We start from the raw sequence: 14,793 nt of genomic DNA on the forward strand, positions 1-14,793 counted from the left end.
ATTGTTTCTTCTAGAGTACCGAGTACCGCCAGAGGATAAATACCCAAAACCGGATATATTTTTTCGCCATGACGCACCACATTAATTTTATTTTCAACCTTTTTTGAAGAAAATCTTGAATTAAACCTGAAGAAACGAAGGGCATATCGCAACTGCAGACAAAAATATCTTCCCGGCAGAATTCTAAGGCGGAGTGAATACCCCCCATCGGACCTTTTTGTATTGTAATATCTGTAATAATACCCTTCGAATTTGGATAATCTGTATGATTTCCTGATATAAAAACCTCTTCAAAAACAGAAGATAAATTATCAATAACATGCTGTATTACATATTTTTCACCCAACACCATCGAGGCCTTGTCTTGTCCCATTCTGGAGCTTTTGCCTCCTGCTAAAATGACTGCTTTCATTTTGATTTTAGATTTCATCCTGAGAAAATTTGATAAAACATTCTTCTGCTGTTTTGAACTTTTCCACTATCAGTTTCCCATAATCTGTAAGTGAACTTTTCCCACCTGTTTTTCCGCCCACTTCCTTAATGACGATTTCTTTGGAAGAATTGGAATTAATATCTTTTACAATTCCCCACGCTTTTCGGTAAGGAATTTTTAAAACTTTTGCCGCTTCTGTGATAGAACCCAAATCATTGATTTGCTGTAAAAGCCGGGCTCTTCCAATTCCAATCTTTAATCCGGATTCGGTTTCAATCCATATTCTGCCTTTGATTTTCAGACTTTCCATATTGTAACTTTCTCTCCTATATTAATTTCAGTTGCATTTTCAGGAAACTCTACCAGACAATTGGTCTGTGCAACAGAATCCATTTTATAAGATTCTTGTGCGTTGAGAATTTGCACACGACCTTTAGAATAGAAGGCTTTCAAAAACTGCGTCTGGTCTTTGCTTTTTTTCTTTGCAAAAGATTCTGAAATGGCAAAATCTTGTTCTTCATTAAAATCTTTCCGCCCGAAACAACCTAGTAAAAAGGGTTTTACATATTGATGATAGCAGGAAAAAACAGAAGCCGGGTTACCGGGCAATGCAAAAACAATTTTCTTGTTTAACTTACCGAAATACAGAGGTTTTCCTGGCTTTTGCTTGATTTTATAGAATAATTCTGAAACGCCTGATTTTTCTAAAGCAGGTTTCACATAATCATAATCTCCTACAGAAATTCCCCCTGTAATTAGTAAAACATCCACCATTTCAAAACCATTTTTTATGGCAGAAAAAGTAGCTTCTTCCGTATCTTCGACATGATTGATGAATGACAACTGATGATTAATTTCAGCCAAAGCTGATTGAAGCGTGTACGTATTAGAATTGTAGATTTCCCCATCCAGAAGAGGTTTCCCTATTTCCACCAATTCATCTCCTGTATAGAGTAGTCCTATTTTTAATTTTCTGTAAACATCAATTCTGTCAATTCCAAATCCTGCTAAAAAACCTATAACCGCGTGATTGACAAATGTATTTTCATCTATTATTTTTGTTCCTACTTGAGTTTGAGAACCTTTCAAACGGATGTTTTCTCCTTTTAAAATTTCATTACAATTAAATTGAATTTGGTCTTCAATCCTTATCGTTTTTTCCTGCATAATTACGGTATCAACACCTTCAGGAATTTTTGCACCTGTGAAAATACGTACAGCCTCTCCCCGAGCAAGCTCAAAACTATTTTTTGATACTCCGGCAGGAATGATATGTTTAACTTTTAATTCTGAAAAATCTGCTAAATCTTCAAATCGAAATCCGTAACCATCCATCGCAGAGTTATCAAAAGAAGGAACATCTAAAGTTGCCAAAATAGGTTCTGAGGTATAAAAACCTTGAGCTTCTAATAGTGAAACTGTTATTTTCTCTGTACGATAAATTTGTGTTTCGATTATTCTTTTAGCATCGGAAACAGGGATGAAATATTTCATTTTGCAGATGTTTTTGAAAGTTTAAAAATTGAAGGTATAAAATTGTTTCTTATTAATCTCTCCTATTTCACTCGGTTTACTTCAATGTTTTTCAGCCACTTTACGTGTCGTGGGCCGGTTTTGGTATCGTTAAGACTTACCACAATCATTTCTCCTTTTTCTTTAAGAGGCTGACCGTTTTGTTCAAATAATACGTACACCTTTTCACCTGTCGGACTATTGAATAACTCTGCCCAGGAAAATGTCGCTTTGTAATCATCCGATGCTCTTGCAACAATGTAAAAATTTCGGTCTTTATGCTCCTGTTGTGCGATTTTTGCTTTCTCTAAAATATCTGTCAGAAGAACTCCTTTTGTTGTTTTAATGTCGTCTTTCGTAATCCCAGATTGACAAACGATTTTCATGTCATTCAGTTCTTTCACATTCATTTTTTTTAAAGAATCGACTGTTAATGTCAATTGATTTACAACATCTCCAGTCACTTTTACTTCTTTTGAAATGTATTTTAAGTCATCTTTTTCGTCGTGTTTGTGATTTTCTTTTTCAGAACTATTTTGTGAGGTTCGTGGTTGATTTTCGGTTACAACAGTTTCAGATTTTTTGCATTGCAGTGTTGTGATTGCAATCATCGCAACAGCGATTAGCTTTGTTAATTTTTTCATTGGTAATTGTTTAAAGATTTTATTTCTGAAAAGCATTATGCTTTTTGAAGTTTGTATTGGCTTATAGATTAATTATCCGGTAAGAACTTTATTTTTTAATCAGTTTTAGTGTAATTAAATTATCAATTCTAATAATGTATGCTCCGGTCGGTTGATTAGAAATATCAATTGAATAAGATTTTCCAGATATATTTTTAACTTTTTGTATAAGTTTTCCTGTTAATGAGTAAACTTCTAAGCTGCTGTTATTAAAAAGATGATTAATCGTAAAGTAACCGTTTGAAGGATTTGGAGCCACAGTTGAATCTTTTTTCAAGCTTGTTTCTGACGTTGACAATGAACCATTTCTTTCTAATTTGATGAGTAGGACATCGTTATTTCCGTGGTGTGTTCCTGCGGAAATATTCGTCGACTTTGAACCTAAAGCAATTACAAAACCTCCATCTTCTGTTTCCGTTAAACTTCTCCCCCAGTCATAACCCATTCCTCCCAGTGATTTTTGCCATTCAATGGTTCCTGTTTCATTCAGCTTTGCAATCCAACAATCAAATCCACCATTATTTCCGCTTACATTTCCGTTATTTGAGTTAGAATAACCTGCAACAATGTATCCTCCATCTAAAGTAGGTTGTGAAAAACGCCCATAATCGGAATTTGTTCCACCCAAAGATTTTTGCCATTCTATATTTCCAGCTGAATTAAGCTTGATAAACCAATAATCAAAATCACCATGATTAGAAGTCAAATCACCATTGTTTGAGGTAGTTGTAGCTGCTACGATATATCCTCCATCTGAAGTATTTTGAATATATTCTGCTCCTTCATATGCCGTTCCTCCGTAATTTTTCTGCCATTCTAAAGTTCCGTCTGAAGAAATTTTAAAAACCCATGCATCATAACTTCCTTTATTTTGAGTTAAATCTCCATTGTTAGAATTCGAGTCCCCTGCAACAATGTACCCTCCATCTCCAGTAGGTTCAATAAAATTGGCGGAATCGCTATTGGATCCTCCATACGTTTTTTGCCAGACCAAATCTCCATTTTGATTCAACTTTACAATCCAGGCATCTGTCCCTCCGTGATTTCCTGTGACATCTCCGTCATTTGAATTTGTTTCACCGGCAATAATGTATCCTCCATCAGCCGTTTGTCTGATTGAATGTGCTTCTTCGTCCTGACTTCCTCCGAGTGATCTTTGCCACTGTATAGCTCCTAAGGGATTGCTCTTTACAACCCAAAAATCTTTTTTCCCATTATTGGATGTTAAATCACCGTTATTAGAATCAGAATCTCCTATAAATATATACCCTCCATCCGAAGTCTGCCTAATACTGATTACGTCATCATCTTTCGTTCCACCATAAAATTTCTGCCACTCAATTGCTGGTGTTTGGCCATAAGCCAGCCCCGCTATAGCCAAAGCGCATAGCATTAATTGTTTCATATAATAAAATTTTTTGTTAGTTTATAGTAAAACCTGCCGTTATGTTTTTTTATCCTATCGGTGGCCAAATAAAAATCAACCTCCTATTTTTATCATACTTCTATTGACAATTTCATTGTTCTGTATATTTTCCATTTTAGAAAACTGTCCACCCTTTTCCTTGTGTTTTTTGAGGATTCCGAATTGGATGAGTTGTTTTAGATCTTCATTATTTCTTAAAGATTTCAGCAAATCAAATTCATCAGCTCCGAAAAGACAGTTTTTCATTTTCCCGTCAGATGTGATACGAATTCGGTTACAACCTGCGCAAAATGAGTTGCTCATTGTAGAAATCAATCCGAAAACCCCTTTGCTTTCTGAGTTGATCCTATATTTTCTGGAAGTATCATTTTTATGGTCTTTTACTTTTTCATAAGTGAAGTGTTTGGAAACTAAACTCAGCATTTCCGAAATCGGAATCACTTTATTTTTCTCCCAGGAATTTCCGGTAAAAGGCATAAATTCTATAAACCTCAACTCTATCGGATAATGATGCGAAAGTGCGATGAATTCTGGAATTTCGTCTTCATTGAAACCTCGCATCATGACAACATTCAATTTTACATTAAATCCTCTTTTAATACTTTCTTTGATATTGTCCCAAACCGTTTGAAACAAATCTCTTTTCGTGATGTATTTGAATTTTTCGCGGTCGAGAGAATCGATACTGATGTTAAGATTTTTCACGCCACATTCTTCAAATAAATCAAAATATTTGTGAAGCAAAACGCCATTTGTGGTGATTCCAATCCTTGCATTTAAGGTAGACATCTGGCGAATAATTGTTTCAAGATCACTTCTTACCAAAGGTTCGCCACCCGTAATTCTGATTTTATTGATATTGAATTTTTGAACGAAAACTCTAGCAAGCTCATAAATTTCCTGACTATTCATCAACTCAATTGAAGGCGTACTTTTGAACGGCTCATCGGGCATACAATACAGGCAACGAAAATTACAGCTGTCAGTAATCGAAAGCCGGAGATAATCATGTTTTCTCCCGAAAGAATCGAGTAAATCAGTAGGATTTGTCATCGTTTTCTGTTTTTGAATTTTTGATTTGCCCTGTCGGAATATCGGGTACATATCTCAGAAAGAAAATTGTACACATAAAAATAACCACTGAGCCAATTGCCGAATACCAAGCAAAATCAATATGCTCTTTGTCTAACGCTTTATTGATAGTTCCAAACAAAAGCCACATCTGTAAACTGACCAGCAAAATGTAAATACTAATGATGGCAACCAACATTTCGTTGACGCGGAAGGTTACTTTTTTTATAGGTTTCTTTCGTACAGACATTTCTTTTCAGTTTTAATAATTTTATTTCAATTACGATGGGCTTTAGGCCAAACTTATTTTTTGTCTAAAACCAGTGTTTATTATAGTCTTCAAAAACGGGTAAAAGTCCGTTTACATCGATTTTTACTTGATTTCTCTGTAATTTTCAACAGTGAATTGTTGCAACCCGGCTTGAGCGGAAATCCTTTTTTGCGTTGGGAAAAGCCTTGGCAAAAAGATTGGGAGCGGAAGACGGAATAGTTGCCCAAATAATTATCGTTCTAACCGTGACCGTGAGTTTCTTTAGTTTCTTTAGCGAAATCTGTCACGTAAATTTTATCTTCTTTTATCACAACCGTTAATTGTGGAAGCGGTCTTGGCGGCGGACCTTGAATCACAGAACCATCGTCTGGATTGAAAAAACCGTGGTGACAAGGACATTCTATTATTTTTTCTTGATGATTGTACAAAACAGAACACGATAAATGAGTACATTTCTGCTCAAAAACTTTCCATTTATCTTCTGCGAGACGAATGAGCATATAGGGAACCCTATGATTCTCATTGATGTAGAAAGTTCGCATTCCTCCGACTTCCAAATCAGTGGTTAATCCTACAAAATATTCACCAATAGTTTCTTCTTTTCTAAAATGATTAAACACCGGAACCGCCACGTTCGCCAATGCTAAAGTACCTGAAAAAAAGGTGATTAGTTTAATAAATTCTTTGCGAGACACATAGGCTGCTTCTCGTTTTTTTATAGGAAAATCAGCTTTCCAGGCGGGGATTTTTTTATTATCTTCTGACATTGTTGTAGGTTTAAAAAACTTTTAATTCTTCGCTGCCTTTTGGCATCATAATATTCACTTTGGTATTCACTATTTCTTTTCCAAAAATAAAACGGTTGACCGGAGTACTGTTTGGCCTTTTTTTCGCAACATTATCTCTTGTATCGAAAGTTAACGCGCCACTCGGACAAACGGTTGCACACATTGGTTTCAGTCCCACACTTGTTCTGTCGTAACACATATTGCATTTCATCATCAACATCGCACTTTCATCAGGAATTTGCGGAACTCCGAACGGGCATCCAATCACGCAATTCGCACAACCGATGCATTTTGAAGTATCTGCAGTGTGCACGATTCCGTACTCGTCTTTTGTAATTGCGTCTGCCGGACAAACATTGGCGCAAATAGGATCTTCGCAGTGCATACAGACCTGAACCGTGGTTTGAATTGTTTCTGCTCTGTCTACATAATGAATATGAATCATCGAGGTTTCTCCGTTAGTTTCACATTCTGCACACGCCATCTCACATGAGTGACAGCCGATACATCGTTGCATATCCACAAAAAACTCCATGTCATTAAATTTTTCAAATTGTTCCGCCATAATTTTTTAAAATTTAATATTGAATATCTCTACTTTGGTTGGCAAACTCTTCTGAATGTTCGCCTTTTTTTCTTCCGGTTTTTTCAACTTTACAAGCGCAAACTTTAAATTCAGGAATTTTTGAAACCGGATCTAAAGCATCAATGGTTAATTGATTTGCTGAGTTTACACCACCCCAATGATAAGGAATGAAAACAGTATCTTGTCTAATGGTCTCCACGACGTTTGCAGGAAATAATGCACTTCCGCGTCTTGTAGAAACTTTAATTAAATCATTTTCTTCGATACCGTATTTTGCTGCCAATTTTGGATGAATTTCCAATAAAGGTTCAGGATAAAGGTCAACCAACTTCCCGATTCTTCTTGTTTGAGAACCGCTTAAATACTGACTTACCACTCTTCCTGTTGTCAACACAATCGGATATTCTTCGTCCGGCTCTTCGGTTGGTTTTTTGTAAGGAGTCGGGTTGAAATGTGCCTTTTTATCATTGGTATTGAAAACCTTATCTTCCCAAAGCCTTGGTGTTCCGGGGTGATTTTCGGTTGGACAAGGCCAGAAAATCCCGAGATTTTTTTCTACTCTTTCGTAGGTAATGCCGTAATAATCTGCGGCGCTTCCTCTGGATGCAACTCTTAATTCATTAAAAGTTTCTTCACTGTTTTTATAATTGAATTTATCGCCTTCACCTAATCTTCTGGCTAATTCCATTAAGATCTCGCTATCCCGTTTTGCTTTTCCGGGTGGGTCTACAACTGCTCTGATTCTGATAACACGACCTTCCGCAGAAGTTGTAGTTCCTTCTTCCTCTTCCTGTAAAGAACCTGCGAGAATAATGTTGGCGTGACGTAAAGTTTCGGACAAAAAGAAATCAATTCCGGCATAAAATTCCAGTTTTTCTAAGGCTGCACGAACGTTGCTATTATTTGGTAATGAAACTAAGGGATTGAAACAAATCGACAACAAACCTTTGATTTCGCCTCGGTTGATTGCTTCGATAATTTCGTAAGCACTTAAACCCTTTCCTGGCATATCTTCTTCTTTGATTCCCCAGACATTGGCCACAAATTTTCGGTGTTCAGGATTTTCGATATCTCTGTTTCCGGGAAGTTGGTCGCATTTGTGTCCGTGTTCTCGTCCACCTTGTCCGTTTCCTTGTCCGGTAATTGTTCCGTAACCACAATAAGGCTTTCCTATTCTTCCGGTTGCTAACACCAAATTAATACAGCTTGAAACATTCTGAACACCCTTAGAATGATGTTCTATTCCACGAGCATGCATCAGGAAACTGGTTTTTGCTTTCCCCCACATTTCTGCCGCTTTAAAAATCAATTCTTTCGGAATTCCGGTTACTTCTTCGCCCCATTCCAAAGTACACTCTTGTACAGCTTCCGCAGTTTCTTCAAATCCTGAAGTATAATTATTAATGAAATCGTTATCCAGCCAATTGTTATCAATTAAAACTTTCAACATTGTATTCGTTAAAGCAGAATCTGTTCCCGGTCTTAACGGCAAATGAATATCGGCAGTTCTCGCAATTGGGATCTGACGCGGATCAATGACAATGAGTTTGGCTCCATTGTCTCTTGCTTCCCAAATTTTATGTGTTAAAACAGGAAAACATTCGCTCACATTAGCTCCGGTAATGATGATGACTTCGGCATGCGCCAAGTCTGCCCAACTGTTGGATGATCGATCCATCCCGAATGCTTTTTTATTTCCCGCACCTGCACTTACCATACAAAGACGACCGTTATAATCGAGATTTGCGGTTTTCAGGGCAACTCTGGCAAATTTCCCGACCATATAACTTTTCTCATTCGTAAGAGAAACACCGGACAACATTGCGAAAGAATTTTTACCATATTTTTCCTGAATTCTTCTGATTTCTTTGATGACAACATCATATGCTTCGTCCCACTCAATCGGAACAAAACCTTTACCTTCTACCCTTTTGTATGGTGAAAGTAAACGATCCGGATGGTTATCCTGCATATATCGTTGCACACCTTTTGGGCACAGTCTTCCTTCATTAAAAGGGAAATCATTCCATGGTTCGAAACCTACAACTTTTTTGTCTTTCACTTTTAATTGAATTCCACATTGTAAACCACAAAAACAGCAGTGTGTTTTCACCAAAGCATCGGGATTTTGAGGATTTGATCTCACTGTTCCCTTGTTTGGGTAATGCTTGTGGGGTCCGAATACATTAATGATTTCGTCGGCTGTTACGGGTAATTTTGCCATTTCTATTTTATTTTAACCAAAATAATTTCCTGATTCTTGTCTTGCTTTAAGATGCGCTTTTGCAAGCATTGCTCTTTTTCCTTCGGGGCTGTAATCTAGATAACTTTTTCCTTCTTCATTTTCTAGATTGAAACCTATTTCTTGGGTGATTTCTTTTAAATCTTCTATGTGCATTGAAGTAGTATATTCATCTCCTGTATGCGGACAAATCTGCATTCCGCGACGTCTTCCTTCTATTTTATAGATGTTTGCACCCACTTGTGCAGGTCTTTGAAAAATGTGAAAGAATTTTCCGAAAGGAATCCACATCAGAAACATCGCAACAGTAATTGCGTGAATAATTGCCATAAACTGGCTCATTTTACCTTCGAGATAAGTATAATCAAACCAAATTCCTAATCCTGTAACTGAAACTGCAACGAGTAAAATCAACGGAAGCCAATCTCTTTCAAACCATTGTGTTGCTATTAAACCTTCATCAATAAATCTTCTATGCATCATTATCAAACAACCTACGATAACCATAATCGCAGTCCAGACCAAAATGTGGAAAAAAAAAACTGCAATAAAGGTATCTAATGGAAAAGTCATCACCGTTACTCCCATCATATGTGTTTCGTAGATATCAATAGTTCCAGGTTTAAGCGTAAAGTGCAGCCAACCAAATGTAAGCCCGAAAGTAACTCCAAAAGAAATTAAACATCCGGTAGCTAAAAGAAAATGTCCAAGCCAGCGCATCCTTCCTCTCGGTACAATAAATTTTTGGAATAAAATATTACGAACAGAAAGCCGAATGACCTCTTTCATATACACCGGATAATCTTTGCTAAAAATGAATTCCCAGGTACGTTTCCAATATTTCTGTGTCGCAGGACGCTGCTTCCAAACAGAATGGTGATAAACCACACCAAACGTCATACTGATAGTTCCGAAGAAATAAATAATTAGCGCAGCATCGAAATTTTGCAAATTGACTGAACCTAATATGGTAATTGCAATTACTACAAACGTTGCTATTATTGCATTGATAAATGCTTTTTTGTTGATGTTAGTAAAAATGCTGAACATAGCTAAGAATTTTAAGTAAAACCTTATTAATAATCGATGACGACTTATTTTTTCTTTAACAAAGATACAGTAATACATCCTTAAATAAGATAAAAACATCTTATTTAAAATTATTCTAAAGCAATAAGTTTTAAATAATACAAATCATTAATTTGATAATCAAATAATTACAAATAACATGATTTACATCATATTGAAAGAATTAAAGATTTTTTTTTAAAATCAAATTAGAACTGAAGATACATTCACATTATATCAACTACTGAAGTGTTGATATTTTTGACGATTTTTTAAAATTTTGAATGAAGAGATGTATGAATTAAAAAAGTAAACGCCTGATAACTTATTATTATCAAGCGCTGTTTGGCTTTAAATGGCATTTGTGACCCAGAGGTACAATTTTCGAACACTTTTGTAGAAGATTTAAATGAAATTGCGAAACTATCATCAATCAATTATTAATTTGTATAGATGTTAAAAGTAAATTAATGAAACATTATTGAAGAAAAAAAACGGTGGAAATATATTGTATTATTTTGCTTTGAATGGAATGAAATTTTTTTATTACAAATAAATAAAATCAACTCTCGCCGAAATTGTAATGCATACTACATCTGTAGAAAAATAATATTTAGAATAAAGAAAACGACCTTCTTTGATTCACCTTTACTTAATCACTAACTGGAACTATATTCCACCCCGCCTCTGCAAACAGCTCCAGATCATGTTCTACATTTTCTTTTCGGACAGCAAAACAGAGTAGATCCGTCGGCCTTGAGAAACCCACGTACATCATTTTTAAAGTTTCATTTGACCTTACTTTGTTTAAGTGTGAAAAATCCTGTTCTTGAAAAAATAACGGATTCTTACCAATAAAATCTGGCCTTTTCCTAGTTCCTTTGACGAAAACTGTCAATTTAGCAATTTCAGAAGTGTGGTAGTCCGTTTCAACATACATTGTTGCACAATGTGTCTGCCCCTTAACCGAATGAACAGACCCTAACTTAATTAGAAGATCTGTCTTTTGACCTAAATCATTATTCTCTACAATTTCAGCACTATTAAAATCGAAATCTTTGTTAATAAATCCACCAGAATTAATAATCCTAAAGCCTGGAATTAAGTCTGCTAAGTCATTAACAATAAAACTTGAATAATCATTAAATACGACCTCATAATCCTCTTCAACGACAATAGAATAACACCAGGCATACAATCTAATTTTAAAATTCTCATAATATCCATTTCCCTTGCTTCTAATAAGCTGAACAAAAGTAGATTTACGAAATTTCCTTGGAAGATCTTCAGATAAATTTATATTCTCAATTCGTAAGATCCTAATTATTCCATTCAAAATCGATTTCCTAACTGACTCAAAAGTCTTCTTATTCCGGTCAAATAAAAAGAGATATTTTCTTAAACAATCAAAATCTTCTTTTTTCTGCTTACTTTCACGTGAATATTCCGGAAACAGTTTTCTTAAATGCCATTTTTCAGAGCCTTCTTCCTTGTCCGTTGTCCAGGCAATGATGTGAAAGCCTCTTTCAACATTTTTGGGATCTTGCTCTAGACCGTAATGCTTTATTAGGCTAATATATTTCTCTTTAAGTTTATCTGCTTCCGATTCATCCTCATAGATCAAAAGATGAGGAGCGATGGAATCACGGTTAGAACACCCGACTACTTTATAACCTTCATTTCGATTTAAAACAAACCCGTCCACAAGTGAACCAATTATTGGAGTCAATCTGTGAGAGTTACTTAAGCTTAGATCTGACTCAAATCTTTCTGGATAAATCTCACTCCTAGTTTGCCAGACAACTTCACTGTTCAAAGAACTGGTTGAATAAATTGCCTGATTTCGGTCACCAATTCTTTGAATTACAGTGCCAGAATCTTCTGTAAAGAAAATACTTTCTATCAATTGAACTTGATCAAAATCAAGATCTTGCATTTCATCTATGAAAACATATTTAAACCTATGCTGCAATATAGCCTTTAAATCTATGGAGCCAGGAAGACTAAGATATCTTTTTGAAATATCAAAACTATCCTTATATGAAAGAATACCTTGAGATAAAAGACCTAATTTCCAACTCTCCAACTCCAGATAATAATTTCTGTTAACACCAGAATATGTCAGTTTTGATGTATTTCCGATTTTAATTTTTCTGCCTTCAAAATCATATGAGCAGTTCTTCAAAAAATCTAGAATATTATTTTCCTTTTCTCTCGATGAACCAACAAAGTCTCTATTAACTAAACCAAAAAGCTTATTTTTAAGATTAGATGGTTGTATACCTTTTCCGGAATAAACAAGACTTCCAAAAAAACGTCCAACCTCATAAAAATACATTTCATCATCATTTTTATGTATGTAACTACCATATAGTTCGAAACAAGCTTGATTAGCTATGAATTTATTTGCAAAGCTTTGAAGTGTACCGACAAAATTAGGATACGTGAATAATTGTGGACATAATGGTTTTAAAACTTTCTCAATTTCTTCAATGGCATGATTCGTATGCGAAAGCACTAATACTCCTTGATTTGCTTCGAGAGGCATATTTTTCGCCAAGCAATATAATTTTGCTAATAGAGCTGTAGTCTTACCACTTCCAGGTACTGCTAATAAATCAACAGTATTCATATGATTTATAAATTCTCTTCTTTCATCATCAAATTCTTCCCCATTTATGAATATCTCTTCTGCTTTTCTAAGGTGTCGTGGATCAATTCTCATAATCATGTACATGTTTTACAGCTGTCACCAAGTAAGATAAATAATTATCCTCAGTAATTTGTTCAGCTGTAACGATAGTATCCTTTTCCAATAATTCAGCAAAAACATTCATAACCGCTACTTTATCAATTGGCGACGTTCCATCCCCTTTAGATAATTTCTTTATAAACTTTCCTTCAAAAGAAACTTTAAAATCGCCATCCTCTTTTTTAAAATCTTCTGTTTTACTATGCACCTGTAAAACCGCCTCCTTGAAAATATTAGTTAAGCAAGATTTATATAAACACCATTCAAGTGTCCATTCTCGAGCTATATTTAATTTTACATCAGTAGACTTCAATCCACGTTTTAAAGCATTGATATTACAAAATTTATTTTTAAACGTCTGATTTTCTCTGAGTAAGGATTTAAAAACTCCAAATTCATCAGGTCTATTATCAAAATCAGTAATAATAGAAACAGGGACCTTCATTTTTCCTTCATCTTGTCGTAGAAATATTTTGGCAAAATGAAGATATGCGGTAGAAGCAACATTAATAATCGATATTTCTTTTTTTGTTAGATCCATACCTAATTTAAGAGCTAATGTAGGAAGAAGTATTTCTTCAGACCAGCCTTCTACAATAATATTTCCTCTAGAAAAGAAGAGGTTGCTTTTAGTCACATCCAAAAAGCGCTCTAAATATTTATAATCTTTGCGATCCAGTTTAGTATTTCCTTCACCTAAAGGAAAAACATCATTATTCTTGCATATTATAATTTCCCTGAGATCTGCCTGTGAGGTAATATTTGGGCTATGACTAGTAAGAATATACTGAATACCCTCCTCCCTTTTTAATCGATTAATAATTTTCAATTGTGCCTGAGGATGAAGATGGGCTTCCAACTCTTCAATCATACAAAGCTTTAAGCCATTCCAGTCAGCTTTTCGTAGGTGAAGTAATTCTGCAGCCATAAATAAACGATTCATGGTACCAAGTCCCAAGTTTTTAGCATCAATGATACCAAGGGACATTTTTTCAAGAATATTGGTGATCTTAGTAGGTCCGAAATCAAATACAGACTCTGAACTGTCATCTATAAAAGAGCCTATAAAATCATCAACTACTTTCTTTATATTCGTATGATATCCCTGTTCTTCGTCTTTAAATTTATTTCTTATCTGATCACTTGTTCCTTCAAACAGTTCCTCAAATTCGTGTAGGCCATTTTCTTGTCGATGTTTAAATTCTTTATGCTCTTTCAAAATCTGGGACAGTCTGGAATTCTTCTTAGCAGCCAACTCGTTGTCCGCATCTCTCAAAGCCTTTAGATAGGTACATTTCAGGTAATCTTTTGCTTCGGCTGTCAGTGTATTTCCAACACCATCCATTCCTGCTTTAACATCCGCTGAAAATATGCGTCCATCTTTATATTCCACTTGGTAAATCAAATTCAGCTTTGGTCTTCTCACCACCTCTTCTCTTCCTCCAACATCAATTTTTTCATCATGAGTTCCACACCACTCTGTAAAATTAGATGCTTCAGCATTGGTAATTCCAGAAAACTCGAGTTCTATTCTTAAAATCGGTGAAATCTGATCTCCACTAGTAAAAAAATCACTTTCTTCAACTTTTATCCATTCATAAGCATGAGTTTTTATTACAAGCTTGATGGCATCAATAATCGCTGATTTTCCAGAGTCATTTTCTCCAATCAAAATATTCATTCCCTTATTAAAAGGTACTGTTAAATGTGGAGAACTAAGATCAAAGTCTGTACTCCCATATTTTCTGAAGTTCCAGAGCTTTAAAGCGGATATGTACATGAGAAGTTTTTATGGTTATTTTGAAAAAATACAAAAAAAAATAAACTTAAGATATTTTTTTTCGACACTGATAATTCATTAAGATTAAAAACATAGTTAGACTCCACTGTATATTAATTGTAGATTAAAATTTACCAAATTATATTTCCTGTATTTCAGAAATAAAAGTATAAAATCAGTA

13 protein-coding genes are annotated in these 14,793 nt (G+C 35.0%); all 13 read right to left on the bottom strand.

Annotated elements, in window-relative coordinates; genetic code table 11:
- Positions 1-10: 10 nt before the first annotated feature.
- Positions 11-430: a molybdenum cofactor guanylyltransferase gene (locus EAG08_RS01365; protein WP_129533892.1), complete on the bottom strand. Its 420-nt coding sequence runs from the start codon at positions 428-430 to the stop codon at positions 11-13.
- Positions 420-743, bottom strand: coding sequence for a winged helix-turn-helix domain-containing protein (locus tag EAG08_RS01370; RefSeq protein WP_072408800.1), 324 nt, complete (start codon positions 741-743; stop codon positions 420-422). Before EAG08_RS01370 ends, EAG08_RS01365 begins: the two co-directional genes overlap by 11 nt.
- The gene (locus EAG08_RS01375) at positions 731-1,927 is read right to left on the bottom strand and encodes a molybdopterin molybdotransferase MoeA (RefSeq protein WP_079466016.1); all 1,197 of its coding nucleotides are present in this window, start codon (positions 1,925-1,927) and stop codon (positions 731-733) included. Before EAG08_RS01375 ends, EAG08_RS01370 begins: the two co-directional genes overlap by 13 nt.
- Positions 1,928-1,989: 62 nt before the next feature.
- Positions 1,990-2,589 (bottom strand): molybdopterin-dependent oxidoreductase, encoded by a 600-nt coding sequence (locus tag EAG08_RS01380; protein ID WP_072408916.1) that lies wholly within the window; start codon positions 2,587-2,589, stop codon positions 1,990-1,992.
- 88 nt (positions 2,590-2,677) lie between these two features.
- On the bottom strand, positions 2,678-4,033 hold the full coding sequence (locus tag EAG08_RS01385) for a T9SS type A sorting domain-containing protein (protein WP_129533893.1): 1,356 nt from the start codon (positions 4,031-4,033) through the stop codon (positions 2,678-2,680).
- A gap of 75 nt (positions 4,034-4,108) precedes the next feature.
- Complete coding sequence (gene moaA / locus EAG08_RS01390) at positions 4,109-5,107, bottom strand: GTP 3',8-cyclase MoaA (RefSeq protein WP_072408794.1); 999 nt, start codon at positions 5,105-5,107, stop codon at positions 4,109-4,111.
- Complete coding sequence (locus EAG08_RS01395; RefSeq protein WP_072408792.1) at positions 5,091-5,375, bottom strand: DUF6755 family protein; 285 nt, start codon at positions 5,373-5,375, stop codon at positions 5,091-5,093. The genes moaA and EAG08_RS01395 overlap by 17 nt, the downstream gene beginning before the upstream one ends.
- 260 nt (positions 5,376-5,635) lie before the next feature.
- Entirely contained in the window at positions 5,636-6,163 is a 528-nt protein-coding gene (locus EAG08_RS01400; RefSeq protein WP_072408790.1) for a ubiquinol-cytochrome c reductase iron-sulfur subunit, read from the bottom strand.
- Between the two features lie 10 nt (positions 6,164-6,173).
- On the bottom strand, positions 6,174-6,749 hold the full coding sequence (locus tag EAG08_RS01405; RefSeq protein ID WP_072408788.1) for a 4Fe-4S dicluster domain-containing protein: 576 nt from the start codon (positions 6,747-6,749) through the stop codon (positions 6,174-6,176).
- Positions 6,750-6,762: 13 nt separating this feature from the next.
- Positions 6,763-8,994 (bottom strand): molybdopterin oxidoreductase family protein, encoded by a 2,232-nt coding sequence (locus EAG08_RS01410; RefSeq protein WP_072408786.1) that lies wholly within the window; start codon positions 8,992-8,994, stop codon positions 6,763-6,765.
- A gap of 12 nt (positions 8,995-9,006) precedes the next feature.
- Positions 9,007-10,062 carry an MFS transporter gene (locus EAG08_RS01415; protein ID WP_129533894.1) on the bottom strand — a complete coding sequence of 352 codons (1,056 nt, stop codon included), beginning with the start codon at positions 10,060-10,062 and terminating at the stop codon, positions 9,007-9,009.
- 670 nt (positions 10,063-10,732) lie between these two features.
- The gene (locus EAG08_RS01420; protein ID WP_164998503.1) at positions 10,733-12,805 is read right to left on the bottom strand and encodes a UvrD-helicase domain-containing protein; all 2,073 of its coding nucleotides are present in this window, start codon (positions 12,803-12,805) and stop codon (positions 10,733-10,735) included.
- Positions 12,795-14,612, bottom strand: coding sequence for an ATP-dependent nuclease (locus tag EAG08_RS01425; protein WP_129533896.1), 1,818 nt, complete (start codon positions 14,610-14,612; stop codon positions 12,795-12,797). The genes EAG08_RS01420 and EAG08_RS01425 overlap by 11 nt, the downstream gene beginning before the upstream one ends.
- Between the last annotated feature and the right edge of the window lie 181 nt (positions 14,613-14,793).

The organism is Chryseobacterium sp. 3008163 (genome assembly GCF_003669035.1).
In the GTDB taxonomy this organism is placed as follows: Bacteria; Bacteroidota; Bacteroidia; order Flavobacteriales; family Weeksellaceae; genus Chryseobacterium.

Coding starts and splice junctions, on each gene's coding strand:
- moaA (WP_072408794.1), bottom strand. CDS start 5,107: ATGACAAATCCTACTGATTTACTCGATTCTTTCGGGAGAAAACATGAT.
- EAG08_RS01385 (WP_129533893.1), bottom strand. CDS start 4,033: ATGAAACAATTAATGCTATGCGCTTTGGCTATAGCGGGGCTGGCTTAT.
- EAG08_RS01420 (WP_164998503.1), bottom strand. CDS start 12,805: ATGAGAATTGATCCACGACACCTTAGAAAAGCAGAAGAGATATTCATA.
- EAG08_RS01415 (WP_129533894.1), bottom strand. CDS start 10,062: ATGTTCAGCATTTTTACTAACATCAACAAAAAAGCATTTATCAATGCA.
- EAG08_RS01375 (WP_079466016.1), bottom strand. CDS start 1,927: ATGAAATATTTCATCCCTGTTTCCGATGCTAAAAGAATAATCGAAACA.
- EAG08_RS01380 (WP_072408916.1), bottom strand. CDS start 2,589: ATGAAAAAATTAACAAAGCTAATCGCTGTTGCGATGATTGCAATCACA.
- EAG08_RS01395 (WP_072408792.1), bottom strand. CDS start 5,375: ATGTCTGTACGAAAGAAACCTATAAAAAAAGTAACCTTCCGCGTCAAC.
- EAG08_RS01400 (WP_072408790.1), bottom strand. CDS start 6,163: ATGTCAGAAGATAATAAAAAAATCCCCGCCTGGAAAGCTGATTTTCCT.
- EAG08_RS01405 (WP_072408788.1), bottom strand. CDS start 6,749: ATGGCGGAACAATTTGAAAAATTTAATGACATGGAGTTTTTTGTGGAT.
- EAG08_RS01370 (WP_072408800.1), bottom strand. CDS start 743: ATGGAAAGTCTGAAAATCAAAGGCAGAATATGGATTGAAACCGAATCC.
- EAG08_RS01365 (WP_129533892.1), bottom strand. CDS start 430: ATGAAATCTAAAATCAAAATGAAAGCAGTCATTTTAGCAGGAGGCAAA.
- EAG08_RS01410 (WP_072408786.1), bottom strand. CDS start 8,994: ATGGCAAAATTACCCGTAACAGCCGACGAAATCATTAATGTATTCGGA.
- EAG08_RS01425 (WP_129533896.1), bottom strand. CDS start 14,612: ATGTACATATCCGCTTTAAAGCTCTGGAACTTCAGAAAATATGGGAGT.